Source organism: Janthinobacterium lividum, from assembly GCF_011601275.1.
Lineage (GTDB): Bacteria > Pseudomonadota > Gammaproteobacteria > Burkholderiales > Burkholderiaceae_D > Janthinobacterium > Janthinobacterium lividum_E.
In genome coordinates this window covers 348,173-372,426 of sequence record NZ_JAAOLY010000003.1, presented here as the reverse complement: position 1 = coordinate 372,426, position 24,254 = coordinate 348,173, and the positions used below count along the sequence as shown (strand labels likewise).

The following is a 24,254-nucleotide window of genomic DNA, read 5'->3' as shown; positions in this document are numbered from 1 at the left end:
TTCAAGGCAAAAATATTGTCGCAAATACAGCGAAATGACGATTTTATTGCCCCGTGCGGCAGCAATTGCGCGGCGGCGGCAGTGGAAACGCGCCGCGCTCGCGTATAATTCAGGGTTTGATTTCACCATAGAAGACCAGAACATTATGGAAGCCGAACGCATCAATATCATCTCCGCCCTGCTCAATGACCTGACGGTCCGCGAAGCCGAACTTCGGAGGTATCTTTGACTTCACTGTCAAGTCGGAGAAACTAGAGCAAGTCAACGAAGAACTGGAAGATCCAACCGTCTGGAACGATCCCAAGCGCGCCCAGGACCTCGGTAAAGAGAAGAAGGCGCTGGAAGCCATCGTCTTCACCCTGGCCAAGGCCGATGCCGACCTGCGCGACACCCGCGACCTGTTCGACATGGCCCGCGAAGAAGGTGACGACGATACGCTCGAAGCGATCGAGCAGGACGTGCAGGAAATCCGCAAGGTCATTGAAAGCATGGAATTCCGCCGGATGTTCAACAATCCGATGGACCCGAACAACTGCTTCATCGACATCCAGGCCGGCGCCGGCGGCACGGAAGCCCAGGACTGGGCCTCGATGCTGCTGCGCCAGTACCTGCGCTATTGCGAACGCAAGGGCTTCAAGGTCGAAATCCTCGAGCAGTCCGACGGCGAGGTGGCCGGCATCAAGACGGCCACCTTGAAGGTCGAGGGCGATCACGCCTACGGCTTCCTGCGCACGGAAACGGGCGTGCACCGCCTCGTGCGCAAGTCGCCGTTCGACTCGGCCAACGGCCGCCATACCTCGTTTACATCGCTGTTCGTGTATCCGGAAGTCGACGATTCGATCGAGATCGACGTCAACCCGGCCGATATCCGCGTCGATACCTACCGCGCGTCGGGCGCCGGTGGTCAGCACATCAACAAGACCGACTCCGCCGTCCGCATGACCCATGCGCCGACCGGCATCGTGGTGCAGTGCCAGAACGACCGTTCGCAGCACCGCAACCGCGCCGAAGCGATGGAAATGCTGAAAGCGAAGCTGTACGAGCATGAGCTGCGCAAGCGCATGAGCGAACAGCAAAAGCTGGAAGACTCGAAGACGGACGTGGGCTGGGGTCACCAGATCCGTTCCTACGTGCTGGACCAGTCCCGCATCAAGGACTTGCGCACCGGTTTCGAGACGGGCAATACCAAGGGCGTGCTCGATGGCGACATCGACGAGTTCATTTCCGCCTCGCTCAAGCAAGGCGTATAAGGATGAACGCATCCGCTCCGGCATTGGCAAAGCGCGCCTTCCTGTTCGACATGGATGGCACGATCGTCGACAACATGGCCTTCCACACGACATCGTGGCTGGCGTTCTTTGAACGCCACGGCCATGCGCTGGATGCGGATGCCTTTTTCCGCGACACGGCGGGACGCCAGGGACACGAAATCATCGCCAAGTACCTGGGCGAGGAAGCCGACCACGTCACCCTGCTGGCTGAAAAGGAAGTCGTCTACCGCGAACTGTATGGCCCGCACTTGGCCACGGTCGCCGGTTTCGACCGGCTGATCGCCAGCGCGCGCCAGGCCGGCGTCGGGCTAGTGGTCGGGACGGCAGCGCCGGCCGAGAACATCGCATTCACGCTCGACGGCCTGGACCTGCGCCACCGCTTCGACGCCATCGTCGGCGCCGCCGACGTGGAACGGGGCAAGCCGCACCCGGACGTTTTCCTGAAAGGCGCGCTGCTGGCCGGCGCGCAGCCGCACAACTGCATCGTCTTTGAAGACGCACCCCTGGGTGTGGAAGCGGCGCGCCGTGCCGGCATGCGCGTCGTGGTGCTCACCACCACCCTGCCCGCCGAAGCATTTGCCGCCTTCGACAACGTCATTGCCATCGTGCCGGATTTCTCCGCGCTCGACGTCGACGCACTGTTTGCCAGCGTGGCGCCTGCGCTGGCGCCACATCATCAATAATCACCAACGAAGAACACCATGACTACGGATATCCAAGAACAAGCCGCCGCACCCGATGAAAACAAGATCATCGCCGAGCGCCGCGTCAAGCTGGCAGCACTGCGCGAACAAGGCGTCGCCTTCCCGAACGATTTCCGCCCCGAGCACAAGGCGGCCGACCTGCACGCGCAATACGGCAGCAAGACGCGCGAAGAGCTGGAAGCCGAACCTGTCACCGTGGTGCTGGCAGGCCGCATGATGCTCAAACGCGAAGCGGGCAAGAAAGCCGCTTTCGCCACCCTGCAAGACGCTTCCGGCCCGAAAGCCGACGGCCGCATCCAGATCTACGCCACTTTGGACCTCACCGGCGAAGCGGCCATGGCCGCGCTGCACCACTATGACCTGGGCGATATCCTGGGCGTGACGGGCACCCTGTTCAAGACCAAGACGGACGAACTGACCATCAAGGTCACGCAACTGCGCTTGATCACCAAGTCGCTGCGCCCGTTGCCGGACAAATTCCACGGCCTGGCCGACCAGGAAACGAAGTACCGCCAGCGCTACGTCGACCTGATCATGAACGAAGAGACGCGCCGCACCTTCAAGGCGCGTACCGCCGCCATCTCGTCGATCCGCCGCTTCATGGAAAAGAACGAGTTCATGGAAGTGGAAACGCCGATGCTGCACACGATCCCCGGCGGCGCGGCGGCCAAGCCCTTCATCACGCACCACAATGCGCTGGACATGCAGATGTTCCTGCGTATCGCGCCCGAGCTGTACCTGAAGCGTCTGGTCGTGGGCGGCTTTGACCGCGTGTTCGAGATCAACCGCAACTTCCGCAACGAAGGCGTGTCGATCCGTCACAATCCTGAATTCACGATGATGGAATTCTACGCGGCCTACACCGACTACAAATGGCTGATGGACTTCACGGAAGCCGTCATCCGCCAAGCCGCCATCGACGCGCACGGCACCGCCACCCTGACCTACGGCGGCCGCGAACTGGACCTGGCAAAACCGTTCCACCGCCTGACCATCGTCGAAGCGATCAACAAGTACGCGCCTGGCTATACGCCGGAGCAATTGAACGATGCGGACTTCATCAAGGAAGAACTGAAGAAATTCGGCGTCAAGCCGTTCGCCACGGCCGGCCTGGGCGCGCTGCAACTGGCGCTGTTCGAAGAAACGGCTGAAGCGCAGCTGTGGGAACCGACCTACATCATCGACTACCCGGTCGAAGTGTCGCCACTGGCGCGCGCTTCCGACACGGTGGCCGGCATCACCGAACGCTTCGAGCTGTTCATGGTGGGCCGCGAGATCGCCAACGGTTTCTCCGAGTTAAACGATGCGGAAGACCAGTCGGCCCGCTTCCTGGCGCAAGTGGCCGCCAAGGACGCCGGCGATGAAGAGGCGATGTTCTACGACGCCGACTACATCCGCGCGCTGGAATACGGCATGCCGCCGGCCGGCGGCTGCGGCATCGGCATCGACCGCCTGATGATGATCATCACGGATTCGCCGAACATCCGCGACGTATTATTGTTCCCGCATTTGCGCCGCGAAGAATAATCACGGACGCAAGCCGATAAAAAGCCGCCTGATTTTGCGATCAGGCGGCTTTTTTTTCACGCCGGCTGTCAGCTGGCCAGGGTCACGCGCTGGTGGCTGCGGCTGGCCTGCTGCGCCGCCAACGCCGTGGCCAGCGCGCGCATGCCGTCGTCGCCGGTGGCGGCCGGCTGCCCTTCGCCGCGCATGGCGCGCTGGAATGCGCGCACCGAGCGCACGTACAGGTTTTCATGCTCGACGGGGATATCGATGCTGCCGCCGTCGCGCGTCAGGCTGATGGTGCCGACGGGGCGCTGCGTCATCACGCCGGTGGCGAAGATGGTGCCCTTCGTGCCGATGATTTCCACGCCGGACAGCGAATACGGCGCGTTGAACGCGTCGTGCACCTGTACCAGGGTGCCGTTGTCGAACTCGATGACGGCCATCAATCCCTCTTCCAGTCCGGCCACCGTCATGCCGCCGCTGGTGGCGCAGGCGGTGACGTGGCGCGGTTCCGCGTCGAGCAGGAAGCGCAAGGTGTCGACATCGTGCACGAACATGTCGAGCGTGACGCCGCCCGACTCGGGCGCGTCCAGGCGCCAGCCGCGCAGGTGCTGCGGCAGGTTGTTCGCGTGCAGCACGCGGCCATACAGGGGCTGGCCGATCTCGCCGGCGCGTATCAGCTCGCGCACCTTGCCATGGCTGGCCGCGTTGCGCAGGTGGTGGTTAATCCCCAGCAACACGCCCGCCTCGGCACAGCCGTCGACCATGCGGCGCGCGTCTTCCAGGTTCAGCGCCAGCGGCTTTTCGCACAACACGTGCTTGCCGGCGCGCGCCGCCTGCAAGGTCTGCGCCATGTGCAACTCGTTGGTGGTGCTGATGTAAACGGCGTCCGCTCCCGGATGCGCGAGCGCCGCATCGAGGTCCGTGTAGCTGGCGGCGACGCCGAACTGCTCGGCAAAGGCGGCGCCGCGCGCGGCGTCGGTGCTGACCACGGCCAGCACTTCGGCATCGCCCTGCTGGCCGATCGCGTCGACCATCCATTCGCGCGCCACGGTGCTGGCGCCGACCAAAATCCATCCGGTTTTCTTCATTCGATTCTCCCGTTAAAAAGTGTGGCGCAGGCCCAGGTTCCAGGCCTGGTTGCCGGTGCCGTTGTCGGTGGCGTTGCCCACCACGTAGGCGGCGCCGTTGCGGTTGTCGATGTGCGCGTAGGCCGCATACAAGGTGCTGCGCTTCGACAGCGCGTAGGTGTAGCCGATGCCGATTTGAGAAGCGTCACCGTTGGCGGCGCGCCGGTCGTCGCGCCGCACGTACGAGAACAGGATGCGGTGCGGGCCCACGGGTACGGTGGCGCCCAGCATCAGGTCCGCGCTGTCGACCGTGGTGGCGGCGCCCGCCGTGCTCTTGCTGACGGCGACGGCGCCATGCGCCTTGACGACGCCGAAGTCCCAGGTGGCGCCCAGCACCGTGTTGCGTGCCCTGCCCGTCACCAGCGCGCTTGATATCGTATTGGCATCCTGGTGCGCCATGCGCACATACAGCGGACCGCTGGCATAGGTGGCCGCCGCGCCCGCGTAGCGTTTGGCCGATGCGTCGCCCGGCACTTCGCCGAAGCCGTACGCCAGTTCGCCGGAAAGGCCGCCGCGCACGGGCGAGCTGTAGGTGATGCTGTTGTCGACCCGGCTGATGTAGCCAGCCGTGAAGACATTGCTTATCCTGCCCGCAAAACCCAGGTAAAACGGGTCCAGCGCCCCCAGGCTGCTATCGATGAAGGTGTACTGGCGGCCCAGCCGCAGCGTACCCGCCGCGCCGGCCAGGCCGACGAAAGCCTGGCGTCCGAACAGCAGACCGCCCTGGGCCGATGCGCCCGTGTCGGCCAGGATGCCCGCATCGAAGGTAAACATCGCCGTCATGCCGCCGCCCAGCTCTTCACTGCCCTTGAAACCGAGGCGCGAACCGTTGGCGATGCCGCTGGTCACCTTGAGCACCCTGCCGCCGGGGCCGCCGTTCTCGGACACCACGCCCAGGTCCGCGATGCCATACATGGTCACGTTCGACTGCGCGCAACACAGACCGCCGCAAGCGCCTACGCCGATGATCATTGCCCTTGCTACCTTGTTCTTCATTTCTTTCCCTGTCTATTTTTTATCGATACTGCTCTTAGCCGACTAGGTAGCGCGGACGCTCGCCGCGCAGACCGGCCAGCAGGTTGTCCACGGCTTGCTGCGCCATGGCGTAGCGCGTTTCGTGCGTGGCCGAACCGATATGCGGCAGCGCCACCACGTTGGCCATGCCCGGCAGCGGATTGCCCGGCGCCAACGGTTCGCGCTCGAACACGTCCAGGCCGGCGCCGTGGATGGTGCCCTGCTGCAGCGCCTCGATCAGCGCCGCCTCGTCGACGATGCGCCCGCGCGAGCCGTTGATGAAGATGGCGCCGGGGCGCATCAGCGCGAACTCGCGCCGGCCCATCATGCGTTCCGTCTGCGCCGTCAGCGGCAGTACCACGCAGACGAAATCGGAGCCGGCCAGCAAGTCATCGAGCAGTACCTGGCGCGCGCCCAGCGCCGCCTCCACCTCGGGCACCGATTCGCCGTTCACGTACAGCACCTGCATGCCGAAACCCAGCGCGGCCCGGCGGGCGACGGCGCGGCCGATGCGGCCCATGCCCAGCATGCCGATGGTCTTGCCGTGCACGTTGACGCCGTACTGGCTTTCGCCCACGCTGCGCGTCCAGCGTCCGGCCTTGACGAATTCGGCCAGTTCGACGACGCGCCGCGCGCTGGCAAGGATCAGCGCAAAGATCGTGTCGGCCGTCGTTTCCGTCAGCACGTCCGGCGTATTGGCCAGCAAGATGCCCCGTTCGCGCAGGTAATCGACGTCGAACTGGTCGACGCCCACGGAAATGGTGGAAATGATGCGCAGGTCCAAGGCCGGGTCCAGCAGTTCGCGGTCCAGGCGCACGCTGGCGCCCAGCAAACCGTGCGCATCGCGGATGGCGGCGGCAAATGCGGCGCGGTTGCCCGCATCGATCGCTTCGAAGTACGTCACCTCGCATTCGGCGCGCAGGCGCGCCAGCAGCGGCTCGGCCAGCTTTTTATAGACAACCACATGTTTTTTCACGAGTGTTTCCCCTGTACGGTTCAAGATGGGACCAGCGCGTCGAGCTGGGCGCGGGTCGGCAAGCCTTCCATGTCGCCGGCCACCTGGATGGCGAAGGCGCCGACCCGGTTGCCGCGCCCTACCGCCTGCGCCAGCGGCAAACCTTCCAGCAAGGCGCTGACCAGGCCAGCCGCGAAGCCGTCGCCGGCGCCCACCGTGTCGACCACGTTGGCCACGCGCTCGCCCGGCACCATGCCGCTGTCGCCATCGGCCGTGCGGTAATAGGCGCCCTCGGCGCCCAGCTTGAGGACCACCAGGCGCGCGCCCTGCTGCAGATAAAAGCCGGCGACGTCATGCGGCAGGTCGTGGCCGGTGAGGATTTTTCCTTCCCCCAGGCCGGGCAGCACCCAGTCCGCCTTGGCGGCGAGGCGGTTGATCTGTTCGACCATGACGGCTTGCGACGGCCACAGCGACGGCCGCAGGTTCGGATCGAACGATACGCTGCGGCCGTTGGCGCGCATGAAGTCGAGCGCCTGGCCGGCGAACGCCAGGCTGGTCTCGGACAGCGCCGCGGCCACGCCGGTAGCATGCAAGTGGCGCGCGGACAGGAAATAGGCTGGATCGAAGTGCTCGGGCGCCAGCCGGCTGGCGGCGGAACCCTTGCGGAAGTACTCGACCAGCGGATCGGCGCCGTTCTCGGCCTTCTCCTTGAGCAGGAAGCCGCTGGACTGGCCGGCGACGGCGACGACCCGGCTGCAATCGACGCCCTCTGCCTGCACGCTGGCGCGGATGAAGCGGCCGAACGAGTCGTCGCCCACCCGGCTCAGCCAGCCGACTTTCAAGCCCAGGCGCGCCAGGCCGATGGCGACATTCGTCTCGGCGCCGGCCAGGCGGCGCGTAAAGTGCGCCACGGTCGCCAGGTCGCCCGTTTGCTCGGCAACGAACATCGCCATCGCCTCGCCGTAGGTAACAACGTCAAGCTTCATCATGCAGCCTCCAGTATCTGAATGTAGCGGCTCGTTTCTGCCACCAGGTCGGCGCCCTCGAGCGGGAATTCGATGGCCCGCTGCACGCCCGGCGCAAAGTGCGCGAAGACGGCGCACCAGGTGGGATCGGTCTCGGAAACGGCGCAGGCGGACAAACGGCCACCGTCGTCAAGAACAGCCTTGCAATGCACATAGCGCACGTACGGCGCCAGCAGGCGCGCCGCCTGCTGCGCGTCCTCGCCCACCCAGCGCCAGTTGCCGATGTCAAAGGTCAGCCCCACGGGCAGCCCGATGTCGCGCGCCGCCGCCAGGAAGCGCGCCATCGTCGCCAGTTTGCCGCCGTGGGCCGTCTGGTCGTTTTCCACCAGCAGCGCCACGGGTGCGGCCTCCAGCTGCGCCTTCAAGGCCGGCAAGTCCGGTGCGGCCGGGTAATGGCCCAGCGACACCTTCAGGTAGCGCGCACCCAGGCGCGCCGCCTCGTCCAGCATTTGCCGCAGCAGTTCTTGCTGCAGCTGCCCGTCCGCGTCCCACAATTCGATGGGCGTGGAATACACGGAATACAGGCCGCGCGCGGCCACGGCCGCACCCATGCGCGCCAGGTCCGGCACGTCGGAAGTAAACAGTTCGCGGCGGATCTCGATGCCGGCGCCGCCCGCATCGGCCACCACGTCGATGAAATGGCTTTGCCCCAGCTGCCTTACCCTGCTTGCGCCGTAGGCCGACGCCGCCACCAGGACGGGGCTCACTTGATCGCTCCCGCGCCGACGAACTGGCGCGCTTCGGGCGTTTGCGGGTTGCTGAAAAAGGCTTCCGACGGCCCGCTTTCCCACACCAATCCCTGGTGCATGAAGACGGTGACGTCGGCCATGCGCCGCGCGAACTCCATCTCGTGCGTCACCAGGAGCATCGTCATGCCCGCCTGCGCCAGCTCTTCCATCACCTTCAGCACTTCCTGCGTCAGTTCCGGGTCAAGCGCCGACGTCACTTCGTCGAACAGCATCACTTGCGGCTCCATCGCCAGCGAACGGGCGATCGCCACGCGCTGCTGCTGGCCGCCCGACAGCTGCTCGGGATAGGCTTCGCTCTTGTGGTCCAGGCCCACCTGCTTGAGTACGCGCAGCGCCGTGGCGCGGCCCTGGGCATCGGGCACCTTCTTGACGATGCGCGGCGCCAGCATGACGTTTTCTTCCACCGTCAGGTGGGGAAACAGGTTGTAGCTCTGGAAGACCATGCCGACGTCCTTGCGCAAGTCGAGCAGGTGTTCCTGGCGCGCCGTCAGCGTGTGGCCGGCCACGACGATGCTGCCGCTGTCGATGGTTTCCAGGCCGTTGATACAGCGCAGCATGGTGCTCTTGCCGGAGCCGCTGCGGCCGATCACGGCGATCACCTGCCCCCGCTCGACGGCGAACGACACGCCCTTGAGCACGTGATTGGCGCCGAAGCTCTTGCTGATATTGTCGATTTCAACGATGGGCATGAAATTTCCTTTCCAGTGAATGGCTGTAGCGCGACAGCGGATAGCACATCGCGAAGTAGATCAGGGCGACGATGGGGAAGACGATGAACGGCAGGAAGGTCGCATTGCTGACCAGTTGCCCTGCCCGCGTCAGTTCCACCACGCCGATGATCGAGGTGATCGAAGTATTCTTGATGATCTGCACCATGAAACCCACCGTCGGCGGCAGCGAATGGCGCAGCGCCTGCGGCAGGATGACGTAGCGCAGCTGCTGGTAGCGGTTCAGCGCCAGCGCGGCCGATGCTTCCCACTGCTGCCGCTGCACGCCTTCGATGCAGCCGCGCCAGATCTCGCCCAGGTAGGCGCTGGCAAAGATCGTCATCGCCGCGCCGGCCGCGATGACCGGCGACAGCTTGTAGCCGAACAGCGCCAGGCCGTAATAGGTCAGAAACAGCACGATCAGCACGGGCGTGCCCTGGACCAGCTGGATGTACAGGGCGCTGATGAAACGCAGGAACGGGCTGCGCGCCGTGCGCAGCAGCGCCACGGCGAAGCCGGCGATGCCGCCCGTGACGAAGACGATCAGCGACAGGCCGATGGTCCAGCGCGTGGCCTCGAGCAGGAATTGCAGGTTATCCCAGGAAAAATCACTGATCATGTCATGCTCCCATGCGCACCGCGCCCAGACGGCGGCGGCGTTTGAAGACGATCTGGCCCAGCACCCAGAAGCTGAAGCGGAACAGCAGGGCCAGCAGGATGTACAGCACCATCACGACGATGTAGATCTCGAAGCTGCGGAAGGTTTCCGAGTCGAGCAGGTGGGCCGCGGCAGTCAGCTCTTCGGCGGAAATGGCCGATACGACGCTCGAGGCCAGCATCATCAAGGTGAACTGGCTGGCCAGCGCCGGATAGACTTTTTCCAGCGCCGGCAGCAGCACCACGTGGCGCATCACCTGCCAGCGCGTCATGCCCAGCGCCTGCGCCGCCTCGAGCTGCGACGGATGCACGGCGCCGATGCCGGCGCGCACGATCTCGGCAGCATAAGCGCCGAGGTTGACCGTCATGGCGACGAGCGCGGCGCCATTCGCGTCGAGCTGCAGGCCCAGCGACGGCAAGCCGAAGTAGATGATGAACAGCTGCACCAGGAACGGCGTGCTGCGGATGATCTCGACATAGGCGCGCACCATGGCGCGGGCATAGGCGGGACCGTTCTTCAGGATGACGGCGGCGCACACGCCCACCGCCAGCCCCAGCACCATCGATAAGGCGCTCAGGCGTATCGTCAGCGCCGCGCCCCATAACAGGCGGTCCAGCGATTGCATGACGAGTTCGAAATGAAATTCATACGGCATACTCAACTCCTTTCTACGTGCGCATCCCCGGCCGCGCCACCGTGGCGGCGCGCCGTGCGGACGAGCACTATCGCTGTGCGGGTTGCGGTATCAGAAGGTCGGCAGCGCCGGCAGCGGCGCGCCGCTCCACTTGCGCGCGATGGCATCGAGTTCGCCGTTCAGCTTGACGTAGTAGATGAAGTTGTTGAGCCACTGGTGCAGCTCGAAGTCGCCGCGGCGCACGGCCATCGAGTTCGGTTGCAGCGAGTAGGAGAAGCGGACCTCGATCTTGCCCGCGCCGCGCGTCTTGATGATGTCGAGCGCCATCGTGCTGGGAATCGAGACGGCATCGACCTGCTTGCTGAGCAAAGCCTGGGTGACGGTGGCGTCATCCTCGAAACGCACGATACTGGTGCCGGCCGGCGCCATGCGGCTCAGCGCCGTGTCATTCGTGGTGCCGCGCGTCACGCCCACCTTCTTGCCCTTCAAGTCGGCCAGGGCCTTGAATTTGCCGCCGACCGGCGCGACGATGGCCAGCTCGAACGCGCTGTAGGGCATGGTGAACATCAGGGTCTTGGCCCGTTCCGGCGTGGGCGCCAGGGTCGCGACGAGGAAGTCGACCTTGCCCGATTCCAGCGACGGCACGCGCGACGGCGCCGTCAGCGGCACGATTTCCACGGGCAGGTTCAGGTATTTGCCGATCAGGTTGGCGACGTCGACGTCATAGCCGACGGGCACGCCCTTGGCGTCGATGCTGCCAAACGGCGGCGTGCCGCTGACCACGCCGATGGTCAGCTTGCCTTTCTTGATCAAGTCGCCAAGCGTCTGGGCGCCGGCGTCGGCGGCCGCACCCAAGGCGCACGTTGCTGCCAGTGCGCAGGCCACGAATTTCGCGTAAAACAGTGTCGTCATCTTCATGCTTCAGTCTCCTGTGATCCCGGTACCGGCCTCGTCGAGGCGCTTCCGGGAATATTGTCAAATGGACGATTCGGATCGTCTCTTGCCTTGTCGTTTCAACTTATGTTCAAGCTCCTGCCAACCATTGCCCTGCCTGCCTATCCACGCCCCTTTCCTAGCTGAATACAATCCATGAAACCGGTTCCATAACCTTTCCAAAAAAAAGGGCAAGGCCCTCTTCCCATCAATCGCCGCCCGTGCGCCCTTCGTTGCCCCCGGTGGAGTGGCGCACAATCAGCTTGCCTGGCAACAGCACCTCGCGCGGCGGGCACTGGTCGCCCTGCAGGCGCGACAGCATGCACGTCATCGCGGAAAACCCGATCTCATAGGTCTGTTGCTCGATCGTGCTCAGGCCCGCCAGCGGCGACCACGGCAATTCGTCAAAGCCCAGCAATCCCACGTCCTGCGGCATGCGCAATGCGAGGCGCTGCAGCATCAGCGCCAGTTCCAGCGCCACCATGCCGTTCGAGGCCAGCAGCGCCACGCGGCGGCCGCGCCACTGCGCCAGGCATTGCCGCACCTGCGCGTCGATGGAAGCCCGGTCGTCCAGGTCCACGGCCAGCACTTCGCCCACGCAACCCGGATGCTCGGCCATCACGGCCTGGAAACCGTCGGCGCGCATCAGGCGCGAACTGACGCCCGTCAAGGGCGGTGCGACGAAGGCGATGGCGTCGAAACCCTGTTCGATCAGATGCGCCGTGGCCAGCCGGCCCGCCTGCACATTGTCCAGCCCCACCAGATCGAAATCGGCGCCCTCGATGCGGCGGTCGACCAGCACGATGGGCATGTCCGCCTGCTGCAAATCGGACGACTGGATGTTGCGTCCCTGCGTGTTGACGATCAGCCCTTCCACGCTGTACGAGCGCAGCGCGGCAAGCGACTGGCGTTCGCGCTGTTCATCATTGCCGGTATTACATAAAATCAGGGTATAGCCATGCTGCTGGCAAGCCGCTTCCACGCCTTGCAGCACGGCCACCGTGTAGGGATTGAGCATGTCCGCCACGACCATGCCGATCAGGCGCGTGCGTCCCCGTTTGAGGCCGCGCGCCATCTGGTTCGGCTGGTAGCCGAGGCGCGCGATGGTGCTGGTGATCTGCTGGCGGATGTTCTCGGACAGGGCATCGAGCTCGCCACCGAGAAAGCGCGACACGCTCGTCTTCGACACGCCAGCCTCGCGCGCCACCTGGGCGATGGTCACGGGCCGCGCCGGCTCGCCGGAAACTGTTTTTTTACTACCGCGTACTGAATCCAAGGTCTATCTCCACTACCTGTAGAACTGCATATTTTTATTTTGGAACCGGTTCCAAAGATAGCACCCACGAATCGATGACGCAAGCGATTTGATTGCCTGTGGCGGCGAAGGAACACGATGGGGGCATCAATGGAAAGGCGCCGCCCACCCCCGGCGAATGCAGGCGGCGGGCGGCGCTGGCTGAAAAGTTACTGGATCACCGTATAGCACGGCACGTATGCCGTGCCCGCCAGTTTCATGCGGTGCTGCGCCACGAAGGACGCAAGCAGCGCATCCATGGGGCCGGCGATGGATTTGTCGCCGTGGATCTCGAAGTTGCCGTACTTCTCGATCGAGCGGATGCCGTCATCCTTGACGTTGCCCGCCACCACGCCCGAAAACGCGCGGCGCAGCTGGGCCGCCAGCAAGTGCGTAGGCTGGTTCTTGTGCAGGCTCAGGTTGCGCATGTTTTCATGCGTGGGCTGGAACGGCTTCTGGAACTCATGGTCTATCTTCAGCAGCCAATTGAAGTAATACGCGTCGCTGTGCGCCTTGCGGAATTCGCGCACTTGGCGGATGCCTTCGAGCATCTCGCGCGCCACCAGTTCCGGGTCGTCGATGATGATCTTGTAGCGCTGCTGCGCTTCCGGGCCCAGCGTGTCGTGGATGAACTGGTTGATCTGCACGAAGTACTCGCGCGACGTTTCCGGGCCAGTGAAGATCAGCGGGAAGGGAATCTCGGCGTTGTCCGGGTGCAGCAGGATGCCGAGGATGTACAGAATCTCTTCGGCTGTGCCCGCGCCGCCGGGGAACACCACGATGCCGTGGCCCGCGCGCACGAACGCTTCCAGGCGCTTTTCGATGTCCGGCATGATGACTAGGTCATTGACGATGGGGTTCGGCGACTCGGCCGCGATGATGCCCGGCTCGGTAATGCCCAGGTAGCGGCCGTTGTGCAAACGCTGCTTGGCGTGGCCGATGGTGGCGCCCTTCATGGGGCCCTTCATGGCGCCCGGGCCGCAGCCGGTACAGATGTCGAGGCCGCGCAAGCCCAGCTGGTAGCCCACTTCCTTCGAATAATTGTATTCGGCGCGGTTGATCGAGTGGCCGCCCCAGCAGACGACCAGGTTCGGGTTGAGCTGGGTTTGCAGCACATTGGCGTTGCGCAGGATGTGGAAGACGGCGTCCGTCACGCCTTCCGTGCTCTGCAAGTCGAATTTCGGGTTGCCCGTGACTTCATCGCTGACGAAGATAATGTCGCGCAGCACGGCAAACAGGTGCTCGTGGATGCCCTTGATCATCTTGCCGTCGACAAAGGCGATGGCTGGCGCGCCCTTGATGTCGAGCTTGATGCCGCGCTCGCGCTGGATGATGGAGATTTCAAACGATTGGTAGCGCTCCAGCAAGGCGCGCCCATCGTCGATGGTGCTGCCGCAATTCAAGACCGCCAGCGCGCAGCGGCGGAAGGTGTTGTACAGGCCGCCCTGGCTGGTGTCGAGCAGTTTGTTGACTTCAGTCTTGGAGAGCACGTCCAGGCGGCCTTCCGGTGAAACCAGAGTATCGATAACGTCGTGTTCCATAATGCGAAAAATCCCTTTAAAAATCGATGCTCGAAGGTCATGCAGCCTTAATATACGACAAGTCAGGCAAGTTGTGCTGTGGTGCCGCAAAATCGCCGGTGCCACCCTTGCCTGCAAACCGGTTTGAGCAATATGAAACAGTCATTCTTGCTAATGCGAATCGAAATCTTCGCTCAGCGCAATTTGTAGATTAGAATGCCTGCCTATTGGAATTCCCGTGCGACAGGTTCTTCATGAGAGTGCCCACAGCCCGCAGGCTTCCATAAGTTTGTTTTATCGATTGACTATAATAATTTTTCAGGAGGAACCGCATGAGCGGTGCGACTACGCCCAACAAGGAAGCCGTTATTCCCGAGTTCAAGCAGATTATGGGCCATCCAAGCCCATTGTGGATGTTGTTCATGACTGAATTCTGGGAACGCTTCGCGTTCTACGGAGTTCGCTGGGCGCTGGTACTGTACATCGTTGCCCAGTTCCACGCTGGTGACGCTTCCGGACAGGCAGCGGCCAACCTTACCTACGGTTCCTTCCTCGCGCTGGTGTACGCCGGCGCCCTGTTCGGCGGCTACATCGCCGACCGCGTCATCGGCTACCAGCGCTCCATCCTGCTGGGCGCCGTCTTCATGGCCGCCGGCCTGTTCTGCATCTCGGTACCGAACCAGGACATCTTCAACCTGGGCCTGGCCACCATGATCGTCGGTAACGGCATGTTCAAGCCGAACATCTCGACCATGGTCGGCAAGCTGTACACGACAGCCGATCCGCGCCGCGACAGCGGCTTCACGATCTTCTACATGGGCATCAACATGGGCGCCATGGTCGCGCCCGTCTTCACCCAGTGGCTGGCCGAGTCGATCTTCGGCACCAGCGCCATGCCTTCGTACAAGATGGTCTTCATGGCCTCCGGTTTCGGCATGCTGATCAGCTTGGTATGGTTCGCCATCGGCCGCCGCGCCCTGAAGGGCATCGGCACCCCGGAAGCCGGTTCCGGCAACCCCATGCGCGTCGTCTGGGTAGCCGTCGGCTCCCTGTGCGTGATCCCGCTGATGTACTTCCTGCTGACCGTCGGCGCTGAAAAGCTGCAAATCGTCCTGACCGTGCTGTTCGTCGGCCTAGCCGTGATGCTGATGATCGAAGGCATACGCAACGGTAAAGTTGCGCGTGACCGCGTCATCGCCATGCTGCTGATCTTCGTCTTCAACATCCTGTTCTGGATGTTCTTCGAACAGGCTGGCAGCTCGTTTACCTTCCTGGCAGACAAGATCGTCAACCGCGACCTGGGCTTCTGGATCTTCCCGACCGCCTACTTCCAGACCGTCAATTCGGTCGCCATCATCGTCTTTGCGCCTATCATCGCCGCCGTCTGGGTCTTCCTGGCGCGCCACAACGTCAACCCATCGATCCCGCGCAAATTCGGCCTGGGCTTGCTGGGCAATGCGCTGGCCTTCGGCCTGCTGATCTTCGCTCTGTCGAGCCTGGTTGGCGCCGATAACAAGATCCCGTTCTGGACGCTGACTACCGTCTACGTGCTGCAATCGATCGGCGAGCTGTGCCTGTCGCCTATCGGCCTGTCGATGGTCACCAAGCTGGCCCCGGTACGCCTGGTCGGCATGGGCATGGGCGGCTGGTTCCTGTCGACCGGTATCGGCAACAACCTGTCGGGCATCTTCGCCAGCTACGTCAGCGGCGAAAGCGGCATGTCGGTGCAATCGGCCCTGTCCGGCTACACCTTCGGCTTCTGGTCCCTGCTGGGCGCCGGCGTCGTGCTGTTCCTGATCGCACCGCTGATCAACAAACTGATGCACGGCGTGAAGTAAGCTTGTGCCTTAGCTCTGACAACGGCGGCCTGCGGGCCGCCGTTTTTCATTGCGGCGCCGGTTTTCCCCTTGGCGGGCGGTACAATACGGCCAGGGCCACCGGCCATCCTCCCACATTACTGAAGAACACCATGTCCAGCATCTCCACCACCACGCCCCTCTCCGACGACGAATACGCCGAACTCGACACCCTGCTGGCCGCGCCCGCCCTGGCCGGCCGTGCCATGGACGTGTCCATGCTGGAAGGCTTCCTCACGGCTGTCGCCCTGAGCCCGAAACAGATTGCTACCGGGCAATGGCTGCCATGGATGTGGGACAAGGCGGCCGGCAGCGCCTTGCCGGCACACGACGAGGCCAGCGAACGGGCGGCCAGCCTGGCGCAGCGCCATCAGGCCTACATGGTCGAATGGCTGGCGAAGGACCCGGACAGCTTCGAGCCCATCTACGTCTGCGGCCCCGAATGGAGCGTGTCCGCATGGTGCGCAGGTTTTGTGCTTGGCACGAGCCTGGACAAACCCCAGTGGGCGGCCCTGGCCGTCAGCCATCCGCAGTACCTGGCGCCGTTCCAGCACCTGGCCACGGCGAGCGAACTCGATGACGATGCGGCCGAAACGGCCATGGATGGCGTGATTCCCGCCGTCATCGCCATCAACGCAGCCTGGGCGCGCCAGCGCCACCTGAAACAAAGCCAGCCTGGCGCTACCGTCCTGCGCGAACTGCCAAAGACGGGCCGCAACGACCCGTGCCACTGCGGCAGCGGCAAGAAGTATAAAAAATGCTGCGCCGACGCCGATAGCGCGGCCGCCTAAGACGGTAGCTCCTTGCGCCAGCTGCTGACGGCCATCCTGCGCTTCCTGCTGCGCCACGCGCTGCAGTTCGCCCTGTTCATCATTATCCTGCTGGCCGGACGCTTGCTGCTGGCCGAATGGCGCGCCTACGGCGCCGGCAGCGAGGCCGTCGCCGCCCTGCGCCAGGCGTCCAGCAGCGCCGACAGTCATGGCGCCGGCTTGGCCGACGCGGCCACGACCCGTGTCAACGCCCTGCGGCACGCCTCGCAGGCAGCCATTGCCGCGCAGTTGGCGCAAGTGCAGGCGCAATTGCGCACCTTGCGCGCGCAGCAGCAGCCATCGCTTTTCACCCTGCCCCTGCCCGATGCGGACACCTTGGCCCGGCACGCGCAGGAAGAAGCCGCGCGGCGCGTGGAAATCGAAGTGCTGGCGCAGGAAGCCCGTTATTTGACCTCCGTGCTAGCGGCGATCAGCGGCGAGGATGCACGGCAGGCCCTGGCGCGCCTGCATGCGCAGCATGTGCACGCGTACGCCGCATTGCAGGAAAATGTGCGCCGGCGCCAGCTGCTCGAAACGCAGCATCCGCTGGCGGCGCACCTGCCCGGCAGCGATGCTTACGCGCAGCTGGCGCGCCTCGACGCCGAGGGCCTGCGCCTGCGCGAGATCAACCTGCAAGCCTATCAGGCTTGGCTGGCGCAGCGCGCGCGCAGCAGCGCCACTCAATCTGCCCGCCCCGCACCATTTGCCATCGACAATGTGGCGCTGGCCGGCGCGCTGGCGCCCATACAAACGGCCATCGCGGCTGGAGAAACGCAGCTGGCGCGCAACTGGATCGCCCGCTGGCGCACACCAGTGCTGGACGTGGCGCCCACGGCCGCCCTGCTGGTGCTGTCGGCCATTTTTCTGCCCGCCGCCATCAAGGCCTTCTTTTACTTCGTGCTGGCGCCCGTCGCTGCCCGATTGCCGCCGCTGTCGATCGCACGCGAGCTGCAAGTCGCGGGCAGCTCCCTGCCCCTGCCGCCTCAGGGAGAATCGCGCATTTCCGCCGTCTCGCAGGCGCTACAACTGCAACCTGGCCAGCGGATGCTGATCCACCCCGAATACCTGCAATCGTCGCCCGTCAGCACCTGCAAACGCACGCAATGGCTGCTGGACTGGCGCTTCCCGTTCACCAGCCTGGCCGCCGGCATGGTGGCGCTGACCCGGCTGGAAAGCAGCGAGCCTGCATCCGTGACGATTTCCGCCAGCGACGACCCGCTGCTGGAAGTGGCCATCGTCCACCTGCCGGCCGGCAGCGCCCTCGTGTTCCAGCCGCGGGGTCTCGTCGGATTGATCTGCGACGCGGGCCAGCCGCTGGCGCTATCGAGCCACTGGCGCCTGGGAAGCCTGCACGCCTGGCTCACCCTGCAGCTGCGCTTCATCGTCTTTCGCGGCCCCGTCACCCTGATCGCGCGCGGCTGCCGCGGCGTGCGCCTGGAGCGGGCCGGCCAGGGACGTTCGATCAGCCAGTCCGCCACCCTGGGCTTTAGCACCGACGTGCTGTACTCGACCCTGCGCAGCGAAACCTTCATCCCCTACCTGCGCGGCCAGCAGGCGCTGCTCAACGACCGCTTCGACGGCAACAACGGCGTCTACCTGTACGAGGAAACCCCGCGCCACGGCAAGCAACCGGGCAAGGTGGGCAGCTGGTTCGAAGGTTTCACGGACGCGATCTTGAAAGTGTTCGGCATCTAGCCGGAAAGGAAACCATGGGAGACTTCCTGTTTGCCGATTTTCTCGAGAACCAGGCCTCGTATGCGGCACTGCAAGCGTACTGGCACGCGCGCCTGGCCTTCCTCGACGGCCAATGCACGCCGTATCTGCGCACCGCATTCGCCAACGGTCAGCCTTTTTACGACGGCAACCCCATCGTCAACCTGGCGGACAGGGACGCGGGCAAGGCGGCGCGCATCGTGCAGCAATGCCCGCGTGAATTCGGCCACGACTACACGAGCTTCGAGCAAGCCATCGAACTGGCCATCGGCGATGGCCATCGCCCGGCGCGGGAAAAGATCATCGTGCTGACCTTGACGCAGGCAACGGCGCAGCGGGCCGAGGATGAATTGCGGGCCTGGTTTGTGCCAGCCTAGGGCTGCCAGCTACGCCGCGATCGAATGCGACACCGTCAGCCACTCTCCCGGCTGCAGATTTTCCGCCGCCTCGCGGGTGGCCAGCACGCTATCGGGGTCCAGGTCGGAGCGTTTCAGCTTGTAGGAATAGGCAAAATCATCGGCGTCGAACGCCTGCCCCGCCTTGACGTAATACTTGAAGCCGACAAAGGAGTCGGGATTGGTGACGACCGAGTACTCAAGCGTGACATTGTTCATGGCGGGCCTCGTCAACGGTGGTGAGGCATCCATTATGCGTCAATTCCCGCGGCAGCGATGCGGCGGCTGATCCTTGCGACAGGTCAATAGCCGTGCCGGCTGCCGGCGCTACAGTAGCCTGAGCCCACCACTACGCCATCGCTGCCATGCGCACCTTGCTTACAAAAATCCGCAATACACTGACGCCGCAGGCTGGCCTGCCGGCGGCCGCGCGCATGGAGCGGCAGTCGGACCGGCGCGGCCTGCCCGCCTTCGACCCTGGCCCGCAAGCCGTCGTCAATGCCTGCACGGCCTGGCTATGCGCGGCGCAAGACCATTCCAGTTCAGACGACGGCGGCGTCGCGCGCGACTACAGCCTGCTGACGGGCTGGGCTAGCTCCTACCCGGAGACCACCGGCTACATCATCCCCACCATGATCACCCTGGCGCAGCGCGCGGAGGACGCGGCACTGCATGCGCGCGCGCGGCGCATGCTCGATTGGTGCGTGGCCATCCAGTTCCCCGAAGGCGGTTTCCAGGGCGGGAAGGTCGATTCCACGCCCCGCGTGCCCGTCACCTTCAATACGGGGCAAATCCTGCTTGGCCTGGCCGCCGGCGTGGCAGCGTACGGCGAGGCTTGGCAGGACGCCATGCACCGCGCGGCAAGCTGGCTGCGCGACAGCCAGGATGGCGACGGCTGCTGGCGACGGCATCCGACGCCGTTCGCCAGCGCCGGCGACAAGGCCTATGAAACGCACGTGGCGTGGGGACTGTTCGAAGCGGACCGCGTCGCGCCGGGCCACGGCTATGGCGCGGCCGGCCTGCGCCAGGTCGACTGGGCGCTGACCAAGCAGCGTCCCAACGGCTGGTTCGCCTCGAACTGCCTGGATAACCCGCTGCTGCCCCTGACCCATACCATCGGCTACGCCTTGCGCGGCCTGCTCGAAGCGCATCGCTTTTCGGCGCGCGCCGACCTGCTGAACGCCGCCGCGCGCACCGGCACGAGCGTCGCCAAGGCCGTGATGGCCGACGGCTACCTGGCGGGCCGCCTCGGTCCGGACTTCCAGCCGGGCGCCAGCTACGCCTGCCTCACGGGTTCCGCGCAAAACGCGCATTGTTTGTTCCTGCTGTACCAGCTCACAGGCGAGCGGCGCTACCTCGACGCGGGGCGCCGGCTGAACCGTTACGTGCGGCGCGCGGTCAGCATCGACGGTCCCGCGCACGCGCGCGGCGGCGTCAAGGGCTCGTTTCCCGTCGATGGCGACTACGGGACATGGGCTTACCTGAACTGGGCGGCCAAGTTCTGCATCGATGCCAACCTGCTGGAACTGGAAATTGGCGATGATTGAAAAGGCAAAAAGTGCCATCCATGTCGCGCTGGAAGCATGGCGCCGCACCGTCAGCGCCCGACACATGCGCCAGAACGCGCCCCATGTGACGCGCGCCGGCTTGGCCGCCGATCTGGCGCGGCTCGGCATCGCGCACGGAGATATGCTGTTCATCCATTCTTCACTGAAAAGCCTCGGCTACGTGGAAGGCGGCGCGCTGGGCGTGATAGGCGCCCTGCAGGACGCCGTCGGCCCGCAAGGCACCCTGCTGCTGCCCACCTACTATCTGCCCGGCGGCACGGTGCGCGCCACCTGCGCCATGCCGGACTATGTGTTCGACCCGCGCCGCCATGGCACGCACATGGGCCGCCTGCCCGAAGCGTTCCTTGCCAGCGCAGGTGTCCGGCGCAGCATCCACCCCACTCACTCCGTGTCCGCGTGGGGCCGCCATGCCGCCGACCTCACCGAAGCGCATCACCGCGCACCCTCGATCTTCGGCATGGACTCGCCCTGGCAGCGCTTCATCGGCTGCGACCACGCGAAGGTGCTGGGTCTCGGCATTTCCATGGGGCCCGTGACGTTCTATCACGCGCTGGAAGACGCCATGGGCGACGCCTTTCCCGTGCCCGTGTGGGAAGACGATACCAAGCTGCTGGCCTGCCTGGACCACGCCGGCAAGCGCTGGGACGTGCCCGTGCGCCCTTTCGACCCGACGGTCGCCCAGCGCCGTATCGACCATCCCGGCCGCGGCGATCTGCGCGACTATTTTCACCGGGAATTCGACGCCGCCGGCTTGCGCGTCAACGGGCAAGTGGGCGATGCGGCGTCGTGGTGCATTCCGGCGCAGGCGTTTTATGCGCACCTGCGCCAGTTGGCGTCCGACAATGTGACGATCTACGCCACAGCGGCGCAGCTGGCGGCGCGGCCGGTGAGGCTGTGACCTGCAGCGACTACTTGCGTTGCAAGTCGTACACCCCGCCCCCATTGGCGACAAAATACAGGGTGCCGCCGCCGTCACTCACCTCATCTTCGATGGGGCCATCCGTGCCGCGCTTGCTCACTATCCAGCTTCCCGCCTGCAAATCCGTCACCAGTACCTGCATGGACGCGCTTTGCGCCGGCAACACGACGGTGACGGTCCCGCCCAGCGGCAAGCCGCTTTTGGAAAACAGCACCACGCGGTCCTTGATTTTCACGCCGGCCAGCAGGGCCGAATCGATGGCCGTCGTCGGCAGTGCAGACAGCGTGCTGCTGGCATCCATCACCTGCATCACGTTCAGGAACAAATCCGTTTCGTTCCCGCCCGGCGGAGACACTTCCAGCCGCCACGCGCCCGCTTCCTCGGTCGAATAATCGGCTTCAGGCTGGATAGGATAATTCGTCCCGCCGACGCTGAATTCATTGCCGCTGCCGCCGACCTTGGCCAGCACGGCACTCGCCGGCAACAAGGTGCGGTTGATCAGCTTGCCGTTGTACTGCAAGGTGCTGTTGTAGTCCCATTCGGTGCGCTGGATAACCACCGTGTCGCCGTTGATCTCGGGTTCGGATTGGCTGTGCAGCAGCCAGGTCTTCTTGAACCCCGCGTCGCTGGCGCTGACCTTGTCGAACACGATCAGGGCGGCCGGGTGGTTCGCATCCTTGAGGTTCAAGAACACGAATGACCTCTGGAACTGGCGCACCTTGCTGCTGTACGCGGCCGTCAGGTCGCCCTTGATGTAGCTGAAGTCGGGCGCCCCGGCCACGCCACCGACCTGCTGCTGGCGCAGGACAGTGGCCACCTTGTAGCCATTGGCCAGTTCCGCCAGGGATGACGGCTCGTCGCCCGGGAAGCGCTGCCCGCCATCATTGGCATAGCCGTCGAAATTCTCGTCCGGGTCATGCACCAGCATGGTGTTGTGCGCGATGCTGCGCTTGTGATAATTCATGTCGTGCGCACTGCCGTATTCCAGGGGGATGCTGGGATCGGTCACATCCCTGCCGCTATAAATACCCGAATCGATGGCCAGGCCGCCCTTGTAGTAAATCTGAAAATGCCCGGCGTCATAATGTTCGTGGTTGCCGAACCAGTCGCCGCCGAGCTTCATCGTCGCCACGACATTGCCTGACTCCACATGTATGCCATCGGTCCACCCCGTGCGGGCGATCATCAAGCCGGCGGGATCCGGGAAATATTTGGTCAAGGGCAACGCCACCGGGCTCGGCGTGCTGCCCATGGCCGTATTGCCAAGCAGGACAGGCCAGATGCTGTCCTTGGGATGGATAAAGCTGGTCGACTGCTGCAGCGACTGCTTCAAATACTCATGCTTCAAGGTGGGATTGTTGTAGTAGGTGGCGGGCAGCATGAAGGCCAGCGGTTCGCTCCAATACTCCCTGCTGTTGGTGTAGGAGGAGTGATAGACGTCGCCATCACGCATCCATTGTCCGTCGGGGCGGCGCGTGTACAGCCAGTGATACGGCGTCATCTGCTGCACGGGATCGAACACGGGCGCGGCGCCCATGCGCCGGAAAATCCATGCGGCGTACATATCAGCCAGGAAACGCACCGTGCCGTACGACGCGCCCTGGTGATAGGCTTGCGCGGCATACGCATAGTTACGCGGCGCGATATAGTCGGCAAAGAAGCGCCCGGCAACGATGTTGTAGACGAGTGGCGCCTCGTCATAAAAGGCGATGGCGGCCGATAGCTGGTCGCGCAGCAGCTGGTTGTCGCTGCCATGGCCGACGACAGCGCCTTGCCGCGATGGCGGAAAGCCGATTTCCATCGTGGCCGCCAGCTGGGTAAAGCGCGTAACGACATACGCGCGCTGCTGCGCGCTCATCAGATGAAAGCACCAGTCATACACCATGGCGCTGGCCAGGATGATGTCGCCTTTCTCGTTCGGGTGATTGTAGCCAGGCGCAAACTGCACGGCCGCCAGGTAGTCGAGCAGCATTTGCACGGCTTCCCGGCCCCGCTGCGCCTGCGCCTGCGCCTGCGCCGCCGAACCGTCGCGTTCGTACAGCAGGGAGTACAGCGCCTTCGCCTTGATCGTGCTCACGACATCGACCTGGTGATTGCTCCTGGCCGGGCCGCCAGGCACGAACACGGGCAACGCCACGATCGCCGGTGCCGCGACAAACCCGTTCAGGACAGCGCGATGCGTAGCCATCTCCTGCGCGCTCGACTCGAAACGGCTGCGTATCGCGGCCAGGTCCCCCACTCTGGCAAACACGCGCGGATGCTCGCCGGCGGGCGGCAGCACTGTGGGCAGCGGATACACGCCATAGCCTTGCGGGACAAAGTCAGCCAGCGCCGTGACCAAGAGACAATCGATGCCCAGGCCGCCCTCGCGGTACTGGAGCTTCAGTTCGCGCTCGCCCGCAGCGAGCCAGCGCGTGACGGGCAACCAGGTCCACTTCGGCGGCTGGCCGGCGGTGAACGGCACGGATGCACTGGCGTAGGCGCCATTGTCGACCGCCAGGTACAAGGACGCCGCGTTCGCCGCCGGCGCCAGCACGCGCAGCCAGATCGTATAGTTGCCGTCGCGGGGCACGGCCACGCTGTACGACAATTGCGCTGCCGCGCCTGGCGGCTCGGCGCGCACCAGGTCGGCCGGCGTACTCAGGTAGGCGCCGCCGGACACCACGTTGCTGCCCTGGCTTTCCAGCACCCACGGTGCGCCCGCCGCCGTACTTTCCGCTTCAAACATGGCCTCGACGGGAAAAGGCGTCGCATGCAGGGCAGGACTGGCTGCCAGCAAGGCAAAAGAGATAAAGCCGCGTTGCAGTGGGGACATAAGGAAAACTCCAGTTTATTGTATTTTGAACAGCAAGAACAATACACCATCTGGCGATATTTGATTTCATTTTTATAAC

Annotated in this window: 23 protein-coding genes; 10 read left to right on the top strand and 13 right to left on the bottom strand. The window is 64.4% G+C overall.

Going from position 1 to position 24,254, the window contains the following annotated elements:
• Positions 1–34 precede the first annotated feature (34 nt).
• From GYK42_RS06955 to lysS, 4 genes are all read left to right on the top strand, one after another.
• Positions 35–229, top strand: coding sequence for a peptide chain release factor 2 (locus GYK42_RS06955; RefSeq protein WP_166446637.1), 195 nt, complete (start codon positions 35–37; stop codon positions 227–229).
• Positions 146–1,250, top strand: a protein-coding gene (gene prfB, locus GYK42_RS06950; RefSeq protein WP_138829122.1) for a peptide chain release factor 2 whose coding sequence is annotated in 2 segments (ribosomal slippage) — positions 146–226 and positions 228–1,250 — 1,104 coding nt in all. Because the reading frame shifts where the segments join, the coding sequence is not laid out codon by codon here. The genes GYK42_RS06955 and prfB overlap by 84 nt, the downstream gene beginning before the upstream one ends.
• 2 nt (positions 1,251–1,252) lie before the next feature.
• A complete protein-coding gene (locus tag GYK42_RS06945) occupies positions 1,253–1,954 on the top strand; it encodes an HAD family hydrolase (protein ID WP_166446875.1) in 702 nt (233 codons plus the stop codon).
• 18 nt (positions 1,955–1,972) lie between these two features.
• Positions 1,973–3,502 (top strand): lysine--tRNA ligase, encoded by a 1,530-nt coding sequence (lysS, locus tag GYK42_RS06940; protein WP_166446874.1) that lies wholly within the window; start codon positions 1,973–1,975, stop codon positions 3,500–3,502.
• 68 nt (positions 3,503–3,570) lie between these two features.
• Here lysS and GYK42_RS06935 read toward each other — a convergent pair whose 3' ends face one another.
• From GYK42_RS06935 to ppnN, 11 genes are all read right to left on the bottom strand, one after another.
• Positions 3,571–4,572 carry a Gfo/Idh/MocA family protein gene (locus tag GYK42_RS06935; protein ID WP_166446873.1) on the bottom strand — a complete coding sequence of 334 codons (1,002 nt, stop codon included), beginning with the start codon at positions 4,570–4,572 and terminating at the stop codon, positions 3,571–3,573.
• Positions 4,573–4,584: 12 nt separating this feature from the next.
• On the bottom strand, positions 4,585–5,607 hold the full coding sequence (locus tag GYK42_RS06930; RefSeq protein ID WP_166446872.1) for a porin: 1,023 nt from the start codon (positions 5,605–5,607) through the stop codon (positions 4,585–4,587).
• A gap of 34 nt (positions 5,608–5,641) precedes the next feature.
• Positions 5,642–6,601 carry an NAD(P)-dependent oxidoreductase gene (locus GYK42_RS06925; protein ID WP_166446871.1) on the bottom strand — a complete coding sequence of 320 codons (960 nt, stop codon included), beginning with the start codon at positions 6,599–6,601 and terminating at the stop codon, positions 5,642–5,644.
• Between the two features lie 20 nt (positions 6,602–6,621).
• A complete protein-coding gene (locus GYK42_RS06920) occupies positions 6,622–7,569 on the bottom strand; it encodes a sugar kinase (protein ID WP_166446870.1) in 948 nt (315 codons plus the stop codon).
• Positions 7,566–8,312 (bottom strand): TIM barrel protein, encoded by a 747-nt coding sequence (locus tag GYK42_RS06915; protein WP_166446869.1) that lies wholly within the window; start codon positions 8,310–8,312, stop codon positions 7,566–7,568. Before GYK42_RS06915 ends, GYK42_RS06920 begins: the two co-directional genes overlap by 4 nt.
• Positions 8,309–9,043 carry an amino acid ABC transporter ATP-binding protein gene (locus tag GYK42_RS06910; RefSeq protein ID WP_166446868.1) on the bottom strand — a complete coding sequence of 245 codons (735 nt, stop codon included), beginning with the start codon at positions 9,041–9,043 and terminating at the stop codon, positions 8,309–8,311. The genes GYK42_RS06915 and GYK42_RS06910 overlap by 4 nt, the downstream gene beginning before the upstream one ends.
• The gene (locus GYK42_RS06905; RefSeq protein WP_046683001.1) at positions 9,030–9,680 is read right to left on the bottom strand and encodes an amino acid ABC transporter permease; all 651 of its coding nucleotides are present in this window, start codon (positions 9,678–9,680) and stop codon (positions 9,030–9,032) included. The genes GYK42_RS06910 and GYK42_RS06905 overlap by 14 nt, the downstream gene beginning before the upstream one ends.
• 1 nt (position 9,681) lies before the next feature.
• Positions 9,682–10,374 (bottom strand): amino acid ABC transporter permease, encoded by a 693-nt coding sequence (locus GYK42_RS06900; protein ID WP_166446867.1) that lies wholly within the window; start codon positions 10,372–10,374, stop codon positions 9,682–9,684.
• Positions 10,375–10,464: 90 nt separating this feature from the next.
• Positions 10,465–11,271 carry a transporter substrate-binding domain-containing protein gene (locus GYK42_RS06895; RefSeq protein ID WP_034755383.1) on the bottom strand — a complete coding sequence of 269 codons (807 nt, stop codon included), beginning with the start codon at positions 11,269–11,271 and terminating at the stop codon, positions 10,465–10,467.
• A gap of 223 nt (positions 11,272–11,494) precedes the next feature.
• A complete protein-coding gene (locus tag GYK42_RS06890) occupies positions 11,495–12,562 on the bottom strand; it encodes a LacI family DNA-binding transcriptional regulator (RefSeq protein WP_166446866.1) in 1,068 nt (355 codons plus the stop codon).
• Positions 12,563–12,750: 188 nt separating this feature from the next.
• A complete protein-coding gene (ppnN, locus tag GYK42_RS06885; protein WP_034755381.1) occupies positions 12,751–14,121 on the bottom strand; it encodes a nucleotide 5'-monophosphate nucleosidase PpnN in 1,371 nt (456 codons plus the stop codon).
• Between the two features lie 311 nt (positions 14,122–14,432).
• On the opposite strand from ppnN, the gene GYK42_RS06880 reads away from it, so the two are divergent.
• From GYK42_RS06880 to GYK42_RS06865, 4 genes are all read left to right on the top strand, one after another.
• On the top strand, positions 14,433–15,938 hold the full coding sequence (locus tag GYK42_RS06880; protein ID WP_166446865.1) for a peptide MFS transporter: 1,506 nt from the start codon (positions 14,433–14,435) through the stop codon (positions 15,936–15,938).
• A 131-nt stretch (positions 15,939–16,069) separates the two neighbouring features.
• Complete coding sequence (locus GYK42_RS06875) at positions 16,070–16,747, top strand: UPF0149 family protein (protein WP_166446864.1); 678 nt, start codon at positions 16,070–16,072, stop codon at positions 16,745–16,747.
• 12 nt (positions 16,748–16,759) lie between these two features.
• Positions 16,760–18,460, top strand: coding sequence for a hypothetical protein (locus GYK42_RS06870; RefSeq protein WP_166446863.1), 1,701 nt, complete (start codon positions 16,760–16,762; stop codon positions 18,458–18,460).
• Between the two features lie 14 nt (positions 18,461–18,474).
• A complete protein-coding gene (locus GYK42_RS06865; protein ID WP_166446862.1) occupies positions 18,475–18,855 on the top strand; it encodes a hypothetical protein in 381 nt (126 codons plus the stop codon).
• 9 nt (positions 18,856–18,864) lie between these two features.
• On the opposite strand, the gene GYK42_RS06860 is transcribed toward GYK42_RS06865, so the two are convergent.
• The gene (locus tag GYK42_RS06860; protein WP_046683010.1) at positions 18,865–19,092 is read right to left on the bottom strand and encodes a hypothetical protein; all 228 of its coding nucleotides are present in this window, start codon (positions 19,090–19,092) and stop codon (positions 18,865–18,867) included.
• A gap of 146 nt (positions 19,093–19,238) precedes the next feature.
• On the opposite strand from GYK42_RS06860, the gene GYK42_RS06855 reads away from it, so the two are divergent.
• Together GYK42_RS06855 and GYK42_RS06850 are read left to right on the top strand one after the other, a co-directional pair.
• On the top strand, positions 19,239–20,420 hold the full coding sequence (locus tag GYK42_RS06855) for a hypothetical protein (protein ID WP_166446861.1): 1,182 nt from the start codon (positions 19,239–19,241) through the stop codon (positions 20,418–20,420).
• A complete protein-coding gene (locus GYK42_RS06850) occupies positions 20,413–21,339 on the top strand; it encodes an AAC(3) family N-acetyltransferase (protein WP_166446860.1) in 927 nt (308 codons plus the stop codon). The genes GYK42_RS06855 and GYK42_RS06850 overlap by 8 nt, the downstream gene beginning before the upstream one ends.
• A gap of 10 nt (positions 21,340–21,349) precedes the next feature.
• Here the strand turns inward: GYK42_RS06850 and hepB are convergent, their stop codons facing one another.
• Positions 21,350–24,175, bottom strand: coding sequence for a heparin/heparin-sulfate lyase HepB (gene hepB / locus GYK42_RS06845; protein ID WP_166446859.1), 2,826 nt, complete (start codon positions 24,173–24,175; stop codon positions 21,350–21,352).
• Between the last annotated feature and the right edge of the window lie 79 nt (positions 24,176–24,254).

What these genes read in the sequence shown, in the direction of transcription:
- GYK42_RS06955 (WP_166446637.1), top strand. Translation starts at nt 35, where the DNA reads ATGACGATTTTATTGCCCCGTGCGGCAGCAATTGCGCGGCGGCGGCAG.
- GYK42_RS06945 (WP_166446875.1), top strand. Translation starts at nt 1,253, where the DNA reads ATGAACGCATCCGCTCCGGCATTGGCAAAGCGCGCCTTCCTGTTCGAC.
- lysS (WP_166446874.1), top strand. Translation starts at nt 1,973, where the DNA reads ATGACTACGGATATCCAAGAACAAGCCGCCGCACCCGATGAAAACAAG.
- GYK42_RS06935 (WP_166446873.1), bottom strand. Translation starts at nt 4,572, where the DNA reads ATGAAGAAAACCGGATGGATTTTGGTCGGCGCCAGCACCGTGGCGCGC.
- GYK42_RS06930 (WP_166446872.1), bottom strand. Translation starts at nt 5,607, where the DNA reads ATGAAGAACAAGGTAGCAAGGGCAATGATCATCGGCGTAGGCGCTTGC.
- GYK42_RS06920 (WP_166446870.1), bottom strand. Translation starts at nt 7,569, where the DNA reads ATGATGAAGCTTGACGTTGTTACCTACGGCGAGGCGATGGCGATGTTC.
- GYK42_RS06910 (WP_166446868.1), bottom strand. Translation starts at nt 9,043, where the DNA reads ATGCCCATCGTTGAAATCGACAATATCAGCAAGAGCTTCGGCGCCAAT.
- GYK42_RS06905 (WP_046683001.1), bottom strand. Translation starts at nt 9,680, where the DNA reads ATGATCAGTGATTTTTCCTGGGATAACCTGCAATTCCTGCTCGAGGCC.
- GYK42_RS06900 (WP_166446867.1), bottom strand. Translation starts at nt 10,374, where the DNA reads ATGCCGTATGAATTTCATTTCGAACTCGTCATGCAATCGCTGGACCGC.
- GYK42_RS06895 (WP_034755383.1), bottom strand. Translation starts at nt 11,271, where the DNA reads ATGAAGATGACGACACTGTTTTACGCGAAATTCGTGGCCTGCGCACTG.
- ppnN (WP_034755381.1), bottom strand. Translation starts at nt 14,121, where the DNA reads ATGGAACACGACGTTATCGATACTCTGGTTTCACCGGAAGGCCGCCTG.
- GYK42_RS06880 (WP_166446865.1), top strand. Translation starts at nt 14,433, where the DNA reads ATGAGCGGTGCGACTACGCCCAACAAGGAAGCCGTTATTCCCGAGTTC.
- GYK42_RS06875 (WP_166446864.1), top strand. Translation starts at nt 16,070, where the DNA reads ATGTCCAGCATCTCCACCACCACGCCCCTCTCCGACGACGAATACGCC.
- GYK42_RS06865 (WP_166446862.1), top strand. Translation starts at nt 18,475, where the DNA reads ATGGGAGACTTCCTGTTTGCCGATTTTCTCGAGAACCAGGCCTCGTAT.
- GYK42_RS06860 (WP_046683010.1), bottom strand. Translation starts at nt 19,092, where the DNA reads ATGAACAATGTCACGCTTGAGTACTCGGTCGTCACCAATCCCGACTCC.
- GYK42_RS06855 (WP_166446861.1), top strand. Translation starts at nt 19,239, where the DNA reads ATGCGCACCTTGCTTACAAAAATCCGCAATACACTGACGCCGCAGGCT.
- GYK42_RS06850 (WP_166446860.1), top strand. Translation starts at nt 20,413, where the DNA reads ATGATTGAAAAGGCAAAAAGTGCCATCCATGTCGCGCTGGAAGCATGG.
- hepB (WP_166446859.1), bottom strand. Translation starts at nt 24,175, where the DNA reads ATGTCCCCACTGCAACGCGGCTTTATCTCTTTTGCCTTGCTGGCAGCC.